This window comes from Caulobacter sp. HJHS_5 (genome assembly GCF_056683955.1).
Genome location: NZ_JBWZNC010000009.1, coordinates 52,100 through 68,355, shown reverse-complemented (window position 1 = coordinate 68,355; position 16,256 = coordinate 52,100). Strand labels below are relative to the sequence as shown.

The 16,256-nt window shown below is 69.6% G+C and carries 17 protein-coding genes; 10 read left to right on the top strand and 7 right to left on the bottom strand.

Annotation, left to right across the window (positions count from 1 at the left end):
• Positions 1 to 140: 140 nt before the first annotated feature.
• Entirely contained in the window at positions 141 to 1,331 is a 1,191-nt protein-coding gene (locus ACFLIT_RS17330) for a phosphoglycerate kinase (RefSeq protein WP_479912517.1), read from the top strand.
• Between the two features lie 177 nt (positions 1,332 to 1,508).
• Entirely contained in the window at positions 1,509 to 2,591 is a 1,083-nt protein-coding gene (gene fba / locus ACFLIT_RS17325) for a class II fructose-bisphosphate aldolase (protein ID WP_479912516.1), read from the top strand.
• A gap of 139 nt (positions 2,592 to 2,730) precedes the next feature.
• On the opposite strand, the gene ACFLIT_RS17320 is transcribed toward fba, so the two are convergent.
• The 3 genes from ACFLIT_RS17320 to ACFLIT_RS17310 all read right to left on the bottom strand — a co-directional run bounded on the left by ACFLIT_RS17320 (position 2,731) and on the right by ACFLIT_RS17310 (position 4,267).
• The gene (locus ACFLIT_RS17320) at positions 2,731 to 3,297 is read right to left on the bottom strand and encodes a tryptophan-rich sensory protein (protein ID WP_479912515.1); all 567 of its coding nucleotides are present in this window, start codon (positions 3,295 to 3,297) and stop codon (positions 2,731 to 2,733) included.
• A 126-nt stretch (positions 3,298 to 3,423) separates the two neighbouring features.
• Positions 3,424 to 3,915 (bottom strand): bacterioferritin, encoded by a 492-nt coding sequence (gene bfr, locus ACFLIT_RS17315; protein WP_479912514.1) that lies wholly within the window; start codon positions 3,913 to 3,915, stop codon positions 3,424 to 3,426.
• A gap of 166 nt (positions 3,916 to 4,081) precedes the next feature.
• Positions 4,082 to 4,267 (bottom strand): (2Fe-2S)-binding protein, encoded by a 186-nt coding sequence (locus tag ACFLIT_RS17310; RefSeq protein WP_479912513.1) that lies wholly within the window; start codon positions 4,265 to 4,267, stop codon positions 4,082 to 4,084.
• 158 nt (positions 4,268 to 4,425) lie between these two features.
• On the opposite strand from ACFLIT_RS17310, the gene ACFLIT_RS17305 reads away from it, so the two are divergent.
• The 7 genes from ACFLIT_RS17305 to ACFLIT_RS17275 all read left to right on the top strand — a co-directional run bounded on the left by ACFLIT_RS17305 (position 4,426) and on the right by ACFLIT_RS17275 (position 10,730).
• Positions 4,426 to 5,814 carry a cytochrome ubiquinol oxidase subunit I gene (locus ACFLIT_RS17305; protein WP_479912512.1) on the top strand — a complete coding sequence of 463 codons (1,389 nt, stop codon included), beginning with the start codon at positions 4,426 to 4,428 and terminating at the stop codon, positions 5,812 to 5,814.
• Entirely contained in the window at positions 5,811 to 6,836 is a 1,026-nt protein-coding gene (cydB, locus tag ACFLIT_RS17300; RefSeq protein WP_479912511.1) for a cytochrome d ubiquinol oxidase subunit II, read from the top strand. Before ACFLIT_RS17305 ends, cydB begins: the two co-directional genes overlap by 4 nt.
• Positions 6,820 to 6,972, top strand: a complete 153-nt coding sequence (locus ACFLIT_RS17295) for a hypothetical protein (RefSeq protein ID WP_479912510.1) — start codon at positions 6,820 to 6,822, stop codon at positions 6,970 to 6,972. Before cydB ends, ACFLIT_RS17295 begins: the two co-directional genes overlap by 17 nt.
• A 20-nt stretch (positions 6,973 to 6,992) precedes the next feature.
• Positions 6,993 to 7,646 (top strand): thiamine phosphate synthase, encoded by a 654-nt coding sequence (thiE, locus tag ACFLIT_RS17290; protein WP_479912509.1) that lies wholly within the window; start codon positions 6,993 to 6,995, stop codon positions 7,644 to 7,646.
• 79 nt (positions 7,647 to 7,725) lie between these two features.
• Positions 7,726 to 8,526: an inositol monophosphatase family protein gene (locus ACFLIT_RS17285; protein ID WP_479912508.1), complete on the top strand. Its 801-nt coding sequence runs from the start codon at positions 7,726 to 7,728 to the stop codon at positions 8,524 to 8,526.
• Between the two features lie 121 nt (positions 8,527 to 8,647).
• The gene (locus ACFLIT_RS17280) at positions 8,648 to 9,952 is read left to right on the top strand and encodes a hypothetical protein (RefSeq protein WP_479912507.1); all 1,305 of its coding nucleotides are present in this window, start codon (positions 8,648 to 8,650) and stop codon (positions 9,950 to 9,952) included.
• A gap of 22 nt (positions 9,953 to 9,974) precedes the next feature.
• Positions 9,975 to 10,730 carry a M48 family metallopeptidase gene (locus tag ACFLIT_RS17275; protein WP_479912506.1) on the top strand — a complete coding sequence of 252 codons (756 nt, stop codon included), beginning with the start codon at positions 9,975 to 9,977 and terminating at the stop codon, positions 10,728 to 10,730.
• Here the strand turns inward: ACFLIT_RS17275 and ACFLIT_RS17270 are convergent.
• Complete coding sequence (locus tag ACFLIT_RS17270) at positions 10,727 to 12,118, bottom strand: MFS transporter (protein ID WP_479912505.1); 1,392 nt, start codon at positions 12,116 to 12,118, stop codon at positions 10,727 to 10,729. The two genes, ACFLIT_RS17275 and ACFLIT_RS17270, sit on opposite strands and share 4 nt — an antisense overlap.
• 160 nt (positions 12,119 to 12,278) lie before the next feature.
• Between ACFLIT_RS17270 and ACFLIT_RS17265 the strand changes: the two genes are divergently transcribed.
• Complete coding sequence (locus ACFLIT_RS17265; RefSeq protein WP_479912504.1) at positions 12,279 to 12,902, top strand: hypothetical protein; 624 nt, start codon at positions 12,279 to 12,281, stop codon at positions 12,900 to 12,902.
• A gap of 3 nt (positions 12,903 to 12,905) precedes the next feature.
• Here ACFLIT_RS17265 and ACFLIT_RS17260 read toward each other — a convergent pair whose 3' ends face one another.
• The 3 genes from ACFLIT_RS17260 to ACFLIT_RS17250 form a co-directional block, all read right to left on the bottom strand.
• Positions 12,906 to 13,403: a hypothetical protein gene (locus ACFLIT_RS17260; RefSeq protein WP_479912503.1), complete on the bottom strand. Its 498-nt coding sequence runs from the start codon at positions 13,401 to 13,403 to the stop codon at positions 12,906 to 12,908.
• A 53-nt stretch (positions 13,404 to 13,456) separates the two neighbouring features.
• Positions 13,457 to 14,143 carry a hypothetical protein gene (locus tag ACFLIT_RS17255; RefSeq protein ID WP_479912502.1) on the bottom strand — a complete coding sequence of 229 codons (687 nt, stop codon included), beginning with the start codon at positions 14,141 to 14,143 and terminating at the stop codon, positions 13,457 to 13,459.
• 173 nt (positions 14,144 to 14,316) lie between these two features.
• Positions 14,317 to 16,191 carry an ABC transporter transmembrane domain-containing protein gene (locus ACFLIT_RS17250; RefSeq protein ID WP_479912501.1) on the bottom strand — a complete coding sequence of 625 codons (1,875 nt, stop codon included), beginning with the start codon at positions 16,189 to 16,191 and terminating at the stop codon, positions 14,317 to 14,319.
• Positions 16,192 to 16,256: the final 65 nt, after the last annotated feature.

Below are 16,256 nucleotides of genomic sequence, written 5' to 3'. Positions count from 1 at the left end.
CACCTCAGGATGAGGGCTACTTCGGCGTCGCAGTCGAATGCCTGATCCTGAGGCGCCCGCGCGAGCGGGCCCAGGTTACGTCCGATGACCGCACCAAAGGGGCGGTCGGGGGACGAGGAATTCGAATAGAGGTCGACGCCATGCCCTTCCGTTCCCTTGAGACCGCCGAACTCTCCGGCAAGACCGCCCTGGTCCGCGTCGATTTCAACGTGCCCGTCGAGAACGGGGCGGTGACGGACGACACCCGTCTGCGCGCCGCCCTGCCGACTATCCACTTCCTGTCGTCCAAGGGCGCCAAGACGGTTCTGCTGGCGCACTTTGACCGGCCCAAGGGCAAGCGCGTTCCGGAGATGAGCCTCGGCTTCGTGGCCGAGCCGCTGTCGAAGCTGCTGGAGCAGCCGGTGGCCTTCGCCGCCGATTGCGTGGGCGAGGACGCCAAGGCGGTGATCGACGGCCTGGAGGCCGGCGGCGTGGCCCTGCTGGAAAACGTCCGCTTCCACGCGGGCGAAGAAAAGAACGATCCCGAGTTCGCCGGCCAGCTGGCCGCCCTCGGCGACCTCTACGTCAATGACGCCTTCTCGGCCGCCCACCGCGCCCACGCCTCGACCGAAGGCCTCGCCAGGCTGCTGCCCGCCTATCCGGGCCTGTCGATGCAGCGGGAGCTGGAAGCGCTGGACGCGGCCCTCGGCCAGCCGCGGCGGCCGGTGATCGGCATCGTCGGCGGCTCGAAGGTCTCGACTAAGCTCGACCTGCTGCAGAACCTGGTCGGCAAGCTCGACAAGCTGGCCATCGGCGGCGGCATGGCCAACACCTTCCTGTTCGCCCAGGGCCACGACATCGGCGCCTCCTTCGCCGAGAAGGACATGGCCGACACCGCCCGCGAGATCTTGGCCAAGGCCGAGGCCAACGGCTGTGAAATCCTGCTGCCGATCGACGTGGTCGTCGCCGAGAAGATGGAGGCCGGCGTTCCCTCCTTCACGCGCGACCTCGACGAGGTCGGCGCGGCCGACCGCATCCTCGATGCCGGCCCGAAGAGCGCCGAGCGCCTGATCGCCGCCATGGCCGAGTGCAAGACCCTGATCTGGAACGGCCCGCTCGGCGTGTTCGAGATCCCGCCGTTCGACGCCGCGACCGTGGCGGTGGCCAAGGAAGCCGGGCGCCTCGCCAAGTCGGGCGGCCTGATCGCCGTCGCCGGCGGCGGCGACACCGTGGCGGCCATGAACCACGCCGGGGTGGCGGGCGAACTCACCTTCGTCTCCACGGCGGGTGGCGCCTTCCTTGAATGGATGGAAGGCAAGGTTCTGCCGGGTGTCGAAGCGCTACAGGCGTAACGGCCCCCAGGGTAAATGAGAGGACGGGCCGCCCCCCGGTTGGGCGGTAACCGCACGAATGTGTATACAGTTGCGTAAGCAGCGGGCGTGGCGGCGATCGAACGCCATGGCCCTTGGCGCATTCATTCAGTGACCGGCCCCTCCCACCTCGCCGGTCCAAACGGGGGTTGTTGAGATATGGCGCGCATCACTCTGAGGCAGTTGCTGGACCACGCGGCGGAGCACGACTACGGCCTGCCCGCGTTCAACATCAACAACATGGAGCAGGGCCTGGCGATCATGGAGGCGGCCGACGAGCTCGACGCTCCGGCGATCATCCAGGCCAGCCGCGGAGCCCGCAGCTACGCCAACGACATCATGCTGGCCCGCCTGATCGACGCCCTGGTCGAAATCTATCCGCACATCCCGGTGTGCATGCACCAGGACCACGGCAACAGCCCGGCCACCTGCGCCACCGCCATCCAGTACGGCTTCACCAGCGTGATGATGGATGGTTCGCTGGAGGCCGACGGCAAGACTCCCGCCTCTTACGAGTACAACGTCGCCGTGACCCGCGAGGTGGTCGACACCGCCCACGCCTGCGGCGTGTCGGTGGAAGGCGAGCTCGGCGTGCTGGGCAGCCTGGAGACCGGCATGGGCGAGGCCGAGGACGGACACGGCTTCGAGGGCGTGCTCGACCATTCGGCCCTGCTGACCGACCCGGACCAGGCGGTCGACTTCGTGGAGCGCACCCAGGTCGACGCCCTGGCCATCGCCATGGGCACCAGCCACGGGGCCTACAAGTTCACCCGCAAGCCGGACGGCGAGGTCCTGGCGATGAACGTCATCGAGGACATTCACCGCCGCCTGCCCAACACCCACCTCGTCATGCACGGCTCGTCGTCGGTGCCGCAGGACCTGCAGGACATCATCAACCAGTACGGCGGCGAGATGCCCCAGACCTGGGGCGTGCCGGTGGAGGAGATCCAGCGCGGCATCCAGCACGGCGTGCGCAAGATCAACATCGACACCGACAACCGGATGGCCATCACCGGCGCCATCCGCAAGGTGCTGGCCGAACGTCCGGGCGAGTTCGACCCGCGCGCCTATCTGAAACCCGCCAAGGAAGCGATGCGCAAGGTGGTGAAGCAGCGCTTCATCGAGTTCGGCGCCGCCGGCAAGGCCTACAGCATCCGCGCCCTGCACACCTCGGCCATGGCCAAGCGCTACCTGACCGGCGAACTGACGCCTCGCACCGGCGCGAAAGTCGCGGCGGAGTAAAGGTTACAATCCTTCCCCCTTGATGGGGGAAGGGTAGGGATGGGGGTGAAGGCGGCCTTTCAGCCCGCGTCCTCGCGTGTCGTCTGGCTCAGCATCACCCTCACCCCTGCCCCTCTCCCATCAAGGGAGAGGGAAGCTGTCACTGAGAGGCGTCGACGCCCCGGCGTTTCCATAGCTGTTCGTTCAGCACATTGGCGAAGCCCATCCAGCCGACATAGGGGCTGGCGAGGCCGGTAAGCGGCTGTTCGACCTTGCGCGCGTTGAGGGCGTAGGCGACGGCCGCGCCGATGGCGGCGGCGCCGGCGGTGACCTGGCCGCCGACCCGGCGGGAGCCGAAGGTCATCCAGGCGGCGTTGAAACCCTGCAGCAGGCTCCAGATGGTCAGCGCCCGCGTGCGCGCTTGGCTCGGCGGAGCGCTCCACACCCGCAGGCCGGACAGCGCCAGCGCCATGAAGACCGGCGGCCAGATGAGATTCATCATCGGACGCGGCGGGGCGTGGACGATGGTCGGCGGCACGGCCTCGATCGCCTCCGCATGCTCGGCGTTGTAGTCGATATCGAAGACGTCCGGCTTGGGCTCGCGCGAGGCCAGGAAGGCCAGGGCCACGGCGGCCCCCGCCAGGCCGACGCCAAGCGCCAGATGGGCGACCGGGCCGGCGGGCCGATGAGCGACCTTGAAGTCGCGCGCGGACGTGTAGGCGTTCATTGGGCGCGGGCCTCCTCCAACTAAAGCCTAACCCTAATCAACGCTGCAGGTTCCCCAAAGATCGCGGGTCATGAAAAAGGGCGCGGCCTCGCGGCCACGCCCGATTTCAAACCACGAGCGGTGGGTTCAGTGCCCTTCGCCGCCTTCCAGTTCGCCCAGGGCGCTCTGCAGGTAGTTCTGCTCGCCGAGGAGGGAGACGAGGCCGAGCTGGGTCTCGAGGAAGTCGATGTGCTCCTCGGTGTCGGACAGGATCTCGACCAGAAGCTCGCGAGAGACGTAGTCCTGGGCGTCCTCGCAGGCCTTGATGCCCGGGATCAGGGTGGCGCGGCCGGCGACTTCCACCGCCAGGTCGGCCGCCAGGCCTTCCGGCACGGTCTCGCCGATCTTCAGCTTGTGCAGGTCCTGCAGGTTGGGCAGGCCGTCGATCAGCAGGATGCGCTTGATGAGCTTGTCGGCGTGTTTCATCTCGCCGATCGACTCGTCATAGGTGATCTTGCCGAGCTTGGTCAGGCCCCAGTGTTGATACATCCGCGCATGCAGGAAGTACTGGTTCACCGCCGTCAGCTCGTTGGTGAGCACAGCGTTCAGGATGCGGATAATATTGATGTCGCCTTGCATGGCCGGGCCTCATGTCTGTCGGTCTGCGGGACGAGTATGCGACGAAGGCTTTGTGCCGCAACAACAATGTCTGCGAGTGTTTCGCGGTTGCGCAGAAATATTCGCGAACGTCTCGCGTTAGCGCAAAAACACCGAAAACGATTCTGAGTAGCGGCCTTGACCGCGACTACTCCGCGGCGAAACGCAGGGCTTCGCGGCTCTCGTCGATCATCGCGCGCATGTCGCAGACGCACTTGGCGCACTGAGCCTGGCACTGGTGATGACGGAAGACCTCGGCCGGACGGTTGGCGCCCGCATCGATTGCGGCGCGCACCTGGCGTTCGCGAAGCCCGTTGCAGTTGCAGACGTACAAGACGCTCTTCCGACCCGAGTTGGACGATCAGCAGATAGCTACATGCGAAAGGGTTTGCAACTCATTTGCATCTGACGGGCTGTCGCGGGGCGTAAGTAATTTTACGGATTTGACGCGCCTTCAGGCGCGGCGTCTCCTACGGGCATCGGAGGTGGCGCGTGGACGCTCTCATCCTGGCGAGGCTGCAGTTCGCCTTCACCATCGCTTTCCACATCATCTTCCCGGCCTTCACCATCGGGCTGGCGAGCTATCTCGCCGTGCTCGAGGCCCTATGGCTGACCACCCGCCGCGAGGCGTTCCAGCGGCTCTACCTGTTCTGGCTGAAGGTCTTCGCCCTGTCGTTCGGCATGGGCGTCGTTTCCGGCGTGGTGATGAGCTACGAGCTCGGCGCCAACTGGAGCGTCTTCTCGCGCGTCGCGGCCCCGGTGATCGGCCCGCTGCTCGGCTTCGAGGTGCTGACGGCCTTCTTCCTGGAGGCCAGCTTCCTGGGGATCATGCTGTTCGGCTGGAAGAAGGTGGGGCCGGGCCTTCACTTCACCGCCACCCTGCTGGTCGCCATCGGCACCTTCATCTCGGCCTTCTGGATTCTCTCCGCCAACAGCTGGATGCAGCACCCGACCGGCCACGCGGTGCTGGCGGACGGCAGCCTGATCGCCGTCGACTGGTGGAAGGTGGTGTTCTCGCCCACCTTCCCGAGCCGCCTCGTTCACATGCTGCTCGGAGCCTACCTGACCACCGCCCTGGTGGTCGGCGGGGCCAGCGCCTGGCGCCTGATGAAGCAGCCGAAGCAGGCGGAATCGCGCATCGCCCTGCGCATGGCCATCGGCATGCTGGCCATCGTCGCGCCCCTGCAGCTGGTCGCCGGTCACGTCTCCGGCGAGGTGGTGCGTCACCATCAGCCGCTGAAGCTCGCCGCCATCGAGGCCTATTGGGAGACGCGCGCCGATCCGCCGCTCAGCCTGATGGGCCTGCCCGACCGCGCGGCGGGCAAGACGCACTTCGAGATCGCCGTTCCGGGCGTCGGCGCCATCACCCAGGGCGTCTCGCGCGACACCGTGCTGACCGGCCTCGACGCCTTTCCGAAGTCGGACTGGCCGGTGGTCTGGCTGGTCTACTGGGGCTTTCGGGTGATGGTCGGGCTCGGCATGGCGATGATCGGGCTCGGCCTGTGGGGCGCGTTCCTCGTCTGGCGCGGCGGGCCGGAGCGCTCGCCTCTGTTTCTCAAGGCGGCGACGCTGATGGCGCCGGCCGGCTTCGTGGCGGTGATCGCCGGCTGGATCGTCGCCGAGGCCGGTCGCCAGCCTTGGGTGATCTATGGCCTCCTGCGCACGCGCGACGCCGTCTCGCCGGTCGGGGCCGGTCAGGTCTCGACCTCGCTGCTGGCCTTCCTGATCGTCTACGCCATCGTGTTCAGCGCCGGCGCCCTTTACATCCTGCGCCTGCTCGATCGCGGGCCGGTGGAGGTCGAGCCGGCGCCGACGCCGGAAGACCGCGCCCCGGGTTCGCCGCTTTCCGCGCCCTCGGAAGCCGGGGAGACGCCGCCATGAGCCTCGATCTGCCGTTGATCTGGATCGGCGTCCTCGGCGTCGCCGTCTGCCTCTATGTGATGCTCGACGGCTTCGACCTGGGGGTCGGCATCCTGTTTCCCTTCGCGCGCAGCCCGCGTGAGCGCGACACGATGATGAGCGCCATCGCCCCGGTGTGGGACGGCAACGAGACCTGGCTGGTGCTCGGCGGCGGCGGCATGATGGCCGCCTTCCCGGTCGCCTACGGCATTCTCATGCCGGCCTTCTACCTGCCGGTGATCCTGATGCTGCTGGCCCTGATCCTGCGCGGCGTCGCCTTCGAGTTTCGTCTGCACGGCCGCAAGCGCGGCAAGGCGTTCTGGACGGCGGCCTTCACCGGCGGCTCGGCGACCGCCGCCCTCGCCCAGGGCCTGATCCTCGGCGGTTTCGTCCAGGGCGTGACGGTGCGGGGCGAGGCCTTCGCCGGCGGGCCGTTCGACTGGCTGACGCCCTACAGCCTGCTGGTCGCCTGCGGCGTCGTCGCCGGCTACGCCCTGCTCGGCGCGGGCTGGATGATGCTGAAGGCCGAGGGCCAGCTGCACCGCGACGCCCGCCGCTGGGCCGCCATCGCGGCCGGGGCCACCGCCGGGTTCCTGGCCGCCGTCAGCCTCGCGACCCTGTGGATTCATCCGCGCGTCGCCGCCCGCTGGGGGTTCGACGGTCACGCCCTGGATCTCGACCGCCTGCCGCCCCTGCTGCCGATCCCCCTGCTCGGGCTCGCCGGTCTCGCCCTGGTCGCCTACGGCCTGGCGCGCGATCGCTGGGCGCTGCCGTTCGTCGGCGGGCTTATGGTCTTTCTCTCGGGTTTCGCGGGGCTGGCGGCGGGCTTCTTCCCGCTGATCGTGCCCTACGACATCGATTTCCGGACGGCCGCCAACGCCGACAACGCCTTGGCCTTCCTGCTGGTTGGAGTCACCATCCTGTTGCCGGTGATCCTCGGCTACACCGCCTGGGTCTACTGGCTGTTCCGCGGCAAGGTTGACGCCGATGCCCACTATCATTGAGGGCCCGCCCGGGCGGGGAGAACCGAAACCTTCCCTCGCGCGCCGCATCGCCTGGTTCGTCGGCCTCGCCGCGGCCTCCACCCTCGCGACGATCGTCGTCGCCTACGCCCTGAAGGCCCTGCTGCCCCCGCTGTGAAAACCGGCTAGACGGAGCGGATGACGAAGCCCGCCGACTGCCGCCTCTACCTGATCACGCCGCCCGCCCTGGACGACCTGGCGAAATTCGGCCACGCCCTGGCCCAGGCGCTGGAGGCCGGCGACGTCGCCGCCCTGCAGGTGCGGCTGAAGGATATGCCGGAGACGGTGATCGCCGCCGCCGTCGACCTCGTCCTGCCGATCTGCCACGCCCGCGACGTGGCGGTGATCCTCAATGACCGGCCCGACCTCGCCGCCCGCCTCGGTTGCGACGGGGTGCATGTCGGCCAGTCGGATACGCCCTATGCCGAGGCCCGCCGCCTGATGGGCCGCGACCGCATGGTCGGGGTCACCTGCCACGACAGCCGGCACCTGGCGATGGAGGCCGCCGAGGCCGGGGCCGACTACGTCGCCTTCGGCGCCTTCTTCCCCACCGACACCAAGGACGCCCCGACCCGCGCCGATCCGGAAATCCTCTCGATCTGGCAGGAGACGATGGAAACGCCCTGCGTCGCCATCGGCGGGATCACGGCCGACAACGCCCGCGGCCTCGCCGCCGCCGGCGCCGACTTCCTGGCCGTCAGCGCCGGGGTGTGGCGCCACGCGGCCGGGCCGGCCGCCGCCGTCGAGATGCTGAACCGCGAGATCGCGCTTGGCCTCTCGGACCGAGGCTGAGGCGCGGATTCATCCGCCACGTCTTCCGTTCGCGCCGTTCGCGCACTAGGTTCCGCCGCCTCGCGAAAGACCCTTACCCATGACCACGCCCTCCGCCCTTCTGAACGTGATGATCGACGCCGCCCGCAAGGCCGGCCGCGGGCTTGCTCGCGACTTCGGCGAGGTGGCCGAGCTGCAGGTCTCCAAGAAGGGGGTCGCCGACTATGTCTCGGCGGCCGACATCAAGGCCGAGAAGGTGCTGCTCGAGGCCCTGACCAAGGCGCGGCCCGGCTACGGCTTCATGGGCGAGGAAAGCGGCCTCGTCGAAGGCACCGACAAGAGCCACACCTGGATCGTCGACCCGCTCGACGGCACCACCAACTTCCTGCACGCCATGCCGCACTTCGCGATCAGCATCGGGCTGGAGCGGGAGGGCAGCGTGGTCGCCGGCGTTGTCTACAATCCGGCCACCGGCGACCTGTTCTGGGCCGAAAAGGGCAAGGGCGCCTTCCTGGGGGCGGAGAAGCGCCTTCGCGTCGCCGCCCGGCGCACCCTGGACGAGTCGGTGATCGCCACCGGCATCCCGTTCGCCGGCCACGGCCAGCACGGCCGCTTCTTCAAGGAATTGCACCAGCTGACCCAGCGCGTCGCCGGGATTCGTCGTTTCGGAGCTTGCTCCCTGGACCTCGCCTGGGTGGCCGCCGGCCGCTTCGACGCCTTCTGGGAACGCAGCCTGAAGCCGTGGGACCTGGCGGCGGGCCTGCTGCTGGTCACCGAGGCGGGCGGCAAGGTGACCGACGCCGACGGCGGCGAGGACATGCTCGGCGGCGGCTCGGTGCTGGCCTCCAACCTCGATCTGCACCCGCTGATCCTGGAACGCCTGCAGGCCGCCAACGCCTGACTTTTCCCGAGGGGGCTGGATGAATTTCTCCGGCCCGCTACAAGGACTCCCAGCATAATGAGCGCGCGCGGCGGCCGTACGGCACGGACTTGCCCGCGACGCGCCGTTCGGGAGGATTCCAATGCCCCGCCAACTGACCCTCGCCGCTGTCGCGGCCGTCTCGGTCCTCGCGCTCGCCGCCTGCAAGCCGCCGGCGCCGGCGGCGTCGCAGGCCGCCCTGCTCGATCCCATCGGCCGCGACTTCGTCGCCCTGGCCCTGGAGGTCGATAACTACGATCCGGGCTTCGTCGACGCCTACTATGGCCCGCCCGAGGCCCAGGCCACGGCCAAGACCAAGCCGCGCACCGCCGAGCAGCTGATGGCCGAGGCCCAGCGCCTGGTGGCCGCGGCCGAGAAGGTCGATCCGGCCACCCTGACGCCCATCGAGGCCAAGCGCCGCGCCTATCTGATCGGTCAGAGCAAGGCGGCCTTCACCCGCCTGGAGATGAAGGGCGGCAAGAACATGCCGTTCCAGGACGAGGCCGAGGCGCTGTTCGGCGTGCGGCCGGACCTGAAGCCGCTGGAAAGTTACGACGCCGTCCTGGCCAAGATCGAGGCGCTGGCCCCCGGGCCGGGCGACCTGTCGACCCGCGTCGACAATTTCAACAAGCGCTACATCGTGCCGTCCGACAAGCTGGACGCGGTGATGAAGGCGGCCATCGCCGAGTGCCGCAAGCGCACGGTCGCCCACATCGCCCTGCCGGCGAACGAGAAGTTCGACCTGGAGTTCGTCAAGAACAAGCCGTGGAGCGGCTACAACTGGTACAAGGGGAACGGCCACAGCCTGATCCAGGTGAACACCGACCTGCCGGTGCGGATCGGCCGCGCCGTCGACCTGGGCTGCCACGAGGGCTATCCCGGCCACCATGTGCTGAACCTGCTGACCGAAGAAAACCTGACCAAGAAGCGCGGCTGGGTCGAGTTCGCCGTCAATCCGCTCTACGGTCCGCAGTCGCTGATCTCCGAGGGCTCGGCCAACTACGGCATCGATCTCGCCTTTCCCGGCGACGATCAGCTGAAGTTCGAGAAGGAGGTGCTCTACCCCCTGGCCGGCCTCGATCCTAAGACCGCCGACGCCTACGACCAGATGCGCAAGGCCAGCGCCGGTCTCGTGGGGGCGCAGAACACCATCGCCGACGCCTATCTCGCCGGCCGCATCGACAAGGCGACGGCCATCGCCCAGCTGATGAAGTACGGCCCCAGCGCCCAGGCCACCGCCACCCAGCGCCTGAGCTTCATCGACACCTACCGCAGCTACATCATCAACTACGGCATCGGTAAGGACATGGTGCAGGCCCACATCGAGAAGGCCGGCGACCAGGCCGAGCGCTGGAAGGCGATGGAGGCTCTGCTGTCGGAGCCCAGCGTTTCGACGGACCTGAACTAGGCGAGGGCTCGGGGAGGGGATGATGCAGCGGCGTCTGATCGCGGCCATGGCCGCCACCGTCTCGGTGGCCGCCTGCGCCTATAACGAGGACCTGGGGCGCAGGCAGTTCCTGCTGGTCGGCAACGACTCCCTGGTCGCCGCCTCCAACCAGGCCTGGGCCGAGACCCTGCGCCAGGGCCGCGTCTCGCAGAACACCGGCTACAACGCCCGCGTCACCACCGTCGGCCAGAAGCTCGTGCGGGCGGCGGGCGTGGCGGATCGCCCCTGGCAGTACGTGGTCTTCGAGGACCCCAGCGCCAACGCCTTCGTGCTGCCCGGCGGCCAGATCGGGGTGAACACCGGCCTGCTGGCCCTGGTGCAGAACGACGACCAGCTGGCCGCCGTCATCGGCCACGAGATCGGCCACTTGACCGCCCAGCACGCGGCCGAGCGCTACTCCCAGACCGCCGCTTCGCAGACCATCGTCGCCGCGGGGGCCTCGGCGGTGGGCGGCAATGGGACAGAGAAGGCGCGTCTGCTGTCCAGCCTCGGTGGGGCCGGCGCCCAGGTCGGGTTCCTGCTGCCGTTTTCGCGTCGTCACGAACTGGAGGCCGACGCCCTGGGCGTCGACTACATGGCCCGCGCCGGCTATCGGCCGAGCGAGGCCGTCGCCCTCTGGCGGCTGATGGCCCAGAACCGCTCCGCCGGCGGCCCGCCGCAGATGCTCTCGACCCATCCGTCGGAAGAGTCCCGCATCCAGGCCCTAGAGGCCCTGATCCGCCAGCGCGGCCTGAGCTAGGCGCGCAGCCGCGTCAGGCTGGCGACAGCGGCCAGGGCCGCGATGACGGCGCCGATCCCGAGCGCGAGCGTCGTCGGGCTCGGCTGGCCGACGTGGAACAGCACCGCCATGCCGACCGCGCCGCTGGTCTGGCCGAGCAGGCGGGCGGTGGCGAGCATGCCGCCCGCCCCGCCGCTGCGGGCGCGCGGGGCCGCCGAGACGATGGTGCGGTTGTTGGGCGACTGGAAAAAGCCGAACCCGACGCCGCAGAGCGCCATCCGCCAGACGATGTCGAAGTCGCTCGCCCCGGCCGGCAGCAGGGCCAGCAACGCCAGCCCGAGCGCGAAGGCGCCGAGGCCGATGGCGCCCAAGGCGCCGGCGGGATAGCGGTCGGAGAGGCGTCCCGCGATGGGGGCGGCGACGCCCACGGCGATGGGCCAGGGCGTCATCAGGAGGCCGGTGGCGACGGCGTCGCGGCCCATCATGCCCTGAAAGAAGAACGGCAGGGCGACGAGCGCCAGCATCTGGGCCGAGAACGAGATGATCGAGGTGAGGATCGACAGGCGGAAGATGCGGATCTTCAGAAGGTCGATGGGCACCATCGGCGCCGTCTGACCCAGCGCCCGCCGCACCAGCAGCGCCGCCGCGACGGCGCCGACCACTAGCGCGGGCAGGGCGGGCGCCAGGCCGTCGCGCGCGAACCGCTCGGCGCCCAGGATCAGCCCGCCGAACGCGAGGGCGTTGAGGATCGCCGACGGGAAGTCGAGCGGCGCGCGCGAGCCTTCGATATGCGGCAGGGCGCGCGAGGCGACCAGGATGGCCAGGAGGCCGATGGGCACGTTGACGGCGAACAGCCACTGCCAGCCGGCCACGGCCAGGATGGCGGAGGCGACGGTCGGGCCCGCCGCGCTGGCGATGGAGATGATCACCGCGTTCAACCCGATGCCGCGCCCGAGCAGCCGGGTCGGATAGATGTGGCGCACCAGGGCGGCGTTGATGCTCATCACCCCGGCGGCGCCCAGACCCTGGATCACCCGCGAGCCGATCAGCTGCGGCAGGTTGTGCGACAGGGCGCAGGCCAGCGAGCCGACGGTGAAGAGGGTCAGTCCGGCCAGATAGACCTTACGGTAGCCGATCTTGTCGCCGAGCGAGGCCAAGGGCAGCAGGGCGGCGGTGATCGCCAGCTGATAGGCGTTGATGATCCAGATCGAGGCGGCCGGATCGGCGCCCAGCTCCCGTCCGATGGTCGGCAGGGCGACGTTGGCGATGGCTCCGTCCAGCACCGCCATGCCGATGGCGAGCCACACGGCCAGGACGGCGAAGTAGCGCTGCGGCTTCGGCAGGCCGTCGGCCTCGGGCGGCGAAAGCGGCGGCCCCACGGGCGGATCGGGATCGACGACTAGACTCACGCGCGCGGCCTCCTGGCGCGCGCAGTAGCACACCCGGCCGCCGGAAGGCGCCGCGCCGCCGCGTCGGTCATCTTTCCGCCCTCATCCAAGCTCCACCTTGGCCGTAAACAGCAGCGGCAAGCGGCGGACCGTGGCGCGACAACGACGCCTGAAACCCTGGATGGTCGCCACGCCCCTGGCGGCGGGGATCAATCTGGCGCTGCTCGCCCTGCTGGCCTTCACGCCGGAGCCCGCGCCGGTCGAGGTCTACGATCCCGTCGTCGTCGCCTTCGAGCTTTCGCCGCGCGAAAGCCGCGCCCGCCCGCGCAGTCTCGTGCGACAAGCGGGGGCGGCCCCATCCAACCGGGCGCCGCTGCCGGCCCCGCCCTCGATCCTGCCGCCCAGCGAGGAGACCGAGGGCGACGCGCCGACCGGCTCGTGGATCGATCCGGAATGGCGGGTCAATCGCGGCCCCTGGGACGGCGGCGTCTCCGCCGGGATCGGGCGGCTCGATCTGCGGCAGGCGCTGAGGGCGCGCGAGGCCTGCCTGTCGAACGCGCCCCTGACCACCGAGGAGAGGGAGCGCTGCCGGGGTTTCTGGGACGAGGCGGCGGCGCGCGGCACGGCGCGGGGCGTGCCCCGGGCGCTGAACCTCGATCCGCGCGGCGACTTCAAGGAGGAGGCCGAGCCCTATCTGCAGCGGATGCCGAAGAACGGCTGCAAGCCGAGGGCTGGCGGTACGCCGCAGATGCAGTTCGGCGATCAGGGCGTCGCCACCGGGATCACCTGCGCCTTCCAGTTCTGAGGCTTACGGGCCGCAGGTCCAGCGGCCTTCGAAGGTCTGGCTCGCGCCGTTGTTGGGCCGGGCGTAGGTCAGGATCGCCGGGCGGGGCGGAGACTCGCCTCCGCCGATCGCCGGGCCTTCGACGGCGATGCTCAGGGTCTTTCCCGGGCCGCTGAAGGTCGCGCCGCCGACAATGCCGTCATAACCGCTGGGCGCGGTCAGCCGGTCGATGGCCGTCGAGGATTTCGCCAGGGCCTGGGCCGGCGCGGCGGAGGCGACGTCGCCCTTGGCCAGCAGCACCATCTCGCCCTGGGCGTTGGTGAAGCTGCAGCCGAGCTCGCCGGTCAGCGGATGCTCGGAAACGTCGGCTTCGGTCAGGGGCGCCAGCGAGACGATGGTGGTGTCGATGTCCGGCGCGGCCTTCTCGACCAGCCGTTTCTCGCGCCGCTCGGGCGGATCGGTGCAGGCGGCGAGGGCCAGGACGGCGAGAGCGGCGATGGCCAGGGGGCGGGCTGCAGGCATGGCGGGCTCCTGTCTTGCCGCAACGACTACGCGTCGCGGACGGAGCCGGTTCCTCAGCGCGGGGCCGGAGGGCGCAGATCGACATAGGCCACGTCCCCGCTCCAGCCTTCGGCCGTCGCCTCGGCGGTGTGCACCACCTCGGCGGTCAGGCCGTCGTCATAGGCGATGACGATGCAGTGCTGATTGGCCCGGGCATAGCCGGCCGAGGTCGCGGGGTCGCAAGGGCCGGAACTGACGATGCGGTCGGGGCGTAGGGCGGCCAGCACGGTGATGCACAGGCCGTTCATGCTGGTGTCGCAGTCGTACTTGAACACCCGCTGCAGCTCGACGCCGCCCTCGGCCATGCGCAGGGTCAGGAAGGTGGCGACGCCGGTGGGGTCGGGATCGACAAAAGTACTTGGAGCGGCTTGAGCCGCGCTCGCTCGTTGCGCCGCGAACCAAGCCAGTCGCGCGTCGTCCATTCTGTGGGCGTGTTCCGAGCAGCTATCTGGACCGTCCGGCGCCGCAAGGTCGAAACGCGGAATATTCTCCAGGGCCGGCCTTCGCCCAGGTGTGAACTCCGCGCGGATGCGAAGCGGATAGATGCAAGGCGCACCGTCGTAGGTAGCTGGCCGGATTTTGATGCGCGGTGCGAATGCAGCAAGGGCATCGCCGAAGCCGTAGTTGGTGGGGGTCTCGGCGATCACATGGCAGGCCTCGAGTTTCGCCTCAAGCGTCGCCGAGCATTCCACCGTCGCCATGCCGCCTAGACGCTCACGTGCGGCGCGTTTCGGATAGAGCGATGCCGTCACCCTGGGCGCGCGCGCCAAGAAGTCCGGACCGGTAAACACCGGCGGGCGAAGCTTGGCTTCAGCCGTGCATGTCGCTCTCGCCGCGAACAAGAAGACGACTACAGCTGTCCAACCGCGCAGCATCAAGCCGCCTCGTCGCCGAACTGCAACTTGGCGAGGCGTGCGTAGAGACCGCCGCGCGCCACCAGCTCGTGGTGCGTGCCCTGCTCGGCCACGCGGCCATTCTCCATCACCACGATGCGGTCGGCGCGCAGAACGGTGGCCAGGCGGTGGGCGATCACCAGGGTGGTGCGGCCTTCCATGGCGGTGTCGAGCGCCATCTGCACCAGGCGCTCGTTCTCGGCGTCGAGGGCGCTGGTGGCCTCGTCGAGCAACAGCACCGGCGCGTCGCGCACCAGGGCGCGGGCGATGGCCAGGCGCTGGCGCTGGCCGCCGGACAGGGTCTTGGCCCGCTCGCCGACGGCGGTGTCGAAGCCTTCGGGCAGGGCCTCCACGAAGCCGGTCGCCTGGGCGGCGTCGGCGGCGGCGCGGATGGCGTCCTTGTCGGCCTCCTCACGTCCGAAGCGGATATTGTCGGCGGCCGAGCCGGAGAACAGCGAGGCCTCCTGGGCGACCAGGGCCAGGCGCGAGCGGACCTCGACCGGATCGGCGGTCTTCAGGTCGACCCCGTCGATGGCGATGGCCCCGGACTGCGGGTCATAGAAGCGGAGAAGGAGCCGGAAGACCGTGCTCTTGCCGGCGCCCGAGGGGCCGACCAGCGCCACCGTCTCGCCGGGCTGCACCACGAGGTCGAAGCCGTTGAGGGCGGGCAGGTCCGGACGGCCGGGATAGGCGAAGGTGACGCCCGCGAAGGCCACCTGGCCGCGCGGCGGCGAGGGCAGGGCGACCGGATTGGCCGGGGCGGCGATGTTGGGCCGGCTGTCGAGCAGTTCCCCGATGCGCTCCATGGCGCCGGCCGCCTTCTGCACGTCGCCCCATGTCTCGCCGAGGGCGCCGACCGAACCGGCGGCCATCACCGACAGGAAGGCGAACTGGATCAGGGCGCCCCAGCTCATGGCGCCGCGCAGGCCGGCGTGGACCCCTAGCCAGAACACGACCACCACCCCGCCGAACACGAGGCCGATGATCGCGGCGGTCATGATCGCCCGGGCGGTCATCCGCTTCAGGGAGGTGGCGAAGGCCAGGTTCACCGCGTCGCCGAACCGGCGGGCGCCCGAGGCCTCGCGGCCGAAGGCCTGCACCGTTTCCAGGGCGTCGAGGGTCTCGCCGGCCTGGCCGACGGCGTCGGCGAACCGATCCTGGCTGATGGCGGTCAGCTTCCGCACCTTCTTGCCGAAGATGAAGATCGGGGCGAGCACGAAGGGGATCAGCAACAACACGAGGCCGGTCAGGCTGGGGCTGACCACGATCATCACCACCAGGGCGCCGATCAGGCCCAGCAGGTTGCGCAGCGCCACGGAGATCGAGGTCGAGAGCAGGTTCTCGACGATCTGCACGTCGGTGGTCAGGCGCGACAGCACCTCGCCGGTGCGGGTCTTCAGGAAGAAGGCCGGGTCGAGGCCGAGGATGTGGCGGTAGAGCGCGATGCGCAGGTCGGCGACGACGCGCTCGCCCAGCTTGGTGACGAAGAAATAGCGCAGGGCCGAGGAGGCCGCGAGGCAGAGGGCCGCGACGCCGAGCAGCAGGAACCACGGATCGACGGCCGCCGCGGTGAGGCCCGCGCCGCCGCCGGCCGACGCTTTCGTGATCTGGTCGACCAGCACGCGCACCGCGCCGGAGAGGCCCAGCATCGAGCCGGTGGCGGTCAGCAGGAAGACCAGCGCCCCGAACGCGTCGCCCTTGTGGGAGGCGACGAAAGGGATCAGCCGGCCCAGGCTCTTGACGTTGCGGCTCTTGCCGCGCCGCCCGGAGGCGTCCTCCAGGCCCTGGGCCACGGCGGCTCCGGCGCCGGGTCGATCGCGCACGTCGCGCCGCCCGCCCTCATCCGTCTGACTCATACCCTCACCACTTTGGCCGTCCCCACGCTTGCTAAAACCGCGCCCGTTCTGTATAGGCGCGGACC

What these genes read in the sequence shown, in the direction of transcription:
- fba (WP_479912516.1), top strand. Translation starts at nt 1,509, where the DNA reads ATGGCGCGCATCACTCTGAGGCAGTTGCTGGACCACGCGGCGGAGCAC.
- ACFLIT_RS17275 (WP_479912506.1), top strand. Translation starts at nt 9,975, where the DNA reads ATGCAGCGGCGTCTGATCGCGGCCATGGCCGCCACCGTCTCGGTGGCC.
- ACFLIT_RS17295 (WP_479912510.1), top strand. Translation starts at nt 6,820, where the DNA reads ATGCCCACTATCATTGAGGGCCCGCCCGGGCGGGGAGAACCGAAACCT.
- ACFLIT_RS17265 (WP_479912504.1), top strand. Translation starts at nt 12,279, where the DNA reads ATGGTCGCCACGCCCCTGGCGGCGGGGATCAATCTGGCGCTGCTCGCC.
- ACFLIT_RS17255 (WP_479912502.1), bottom strand. Translation starts at nt 14,143, where the DNA reads ATGGCGACGGTGGAATGCTCGGCGACGCTTGAGGCGAAACTCGAGGCC.
- ACFLIT_RS17285 (WP_479912508.1), top strand. Translation starts at nt 7,726, where the DNA reads ATGACCACGCCCTCCGCCCTTCTGAACGTGATGATCGACGCCGCCCGC.
- ACFLIT_RS17280 (WP_479912507.1), top strand. Translation starts at nt 8,648, where the DNA reads ATGCCCCGCCAACTGACCCTCGCCGCTGTCGCGGCCGTCTCGGTCCTC.
- ACFLIT_RS17260 (WP_479912503.1), bottom strand. Translation starts at nt 13,403, where the DNA reads ATGCCTGCAGCCCGCCCCCTGGCCATCGCCGCTCTCGCCGTCCTGGCC.
- thiE (WP_479912509.1), top strand. Translation starts at nt 6,993, where the DNA reads ATGACGAAGCCCGCCGACTGCCGCCTCTACCTGATCACGCCGCCCGCC.
- cydB (WP_479912511.1), top strand. Translation starts at nt 5,811, where the DNA reads ATGAGCCTCGATCTGCCGTTGATCTGGATCGGCGTCCTCGGCGTCGCC.
- ACFLIT_RS17320 (WP_479912515.1), bottom strand. Translation starts at nt 3,297, where the DNA reads ATGAACGCCTACACGTCCGCGCGCGACTTCAAGGTCGCTCATCGGCCC.
- bfr (WP_479912514.1), bottom strand. Translation starts at nt 3,915, where the DNA reads ATGCAAGGCGACATCAATATTATCCGCATCCTGAACGCTGTGCTCACC.
- ACFLIT_RS17330 (WP_479912517.1), top strand. Translation starts at nt 141, where the DNA reads ATGCCCTTCCGTTCCCTTGAGACCGCCGAACTCTCCGGCAAGACCGCC.
- ACFLIT_RS17250 (WP_479912501.1), bottom strand. Translation starts at nt 16,191, where the DNA reads ATGAGTCAGACGGATGAGGGCGGGCGGCGCGACGTGCGCGATCGACCC.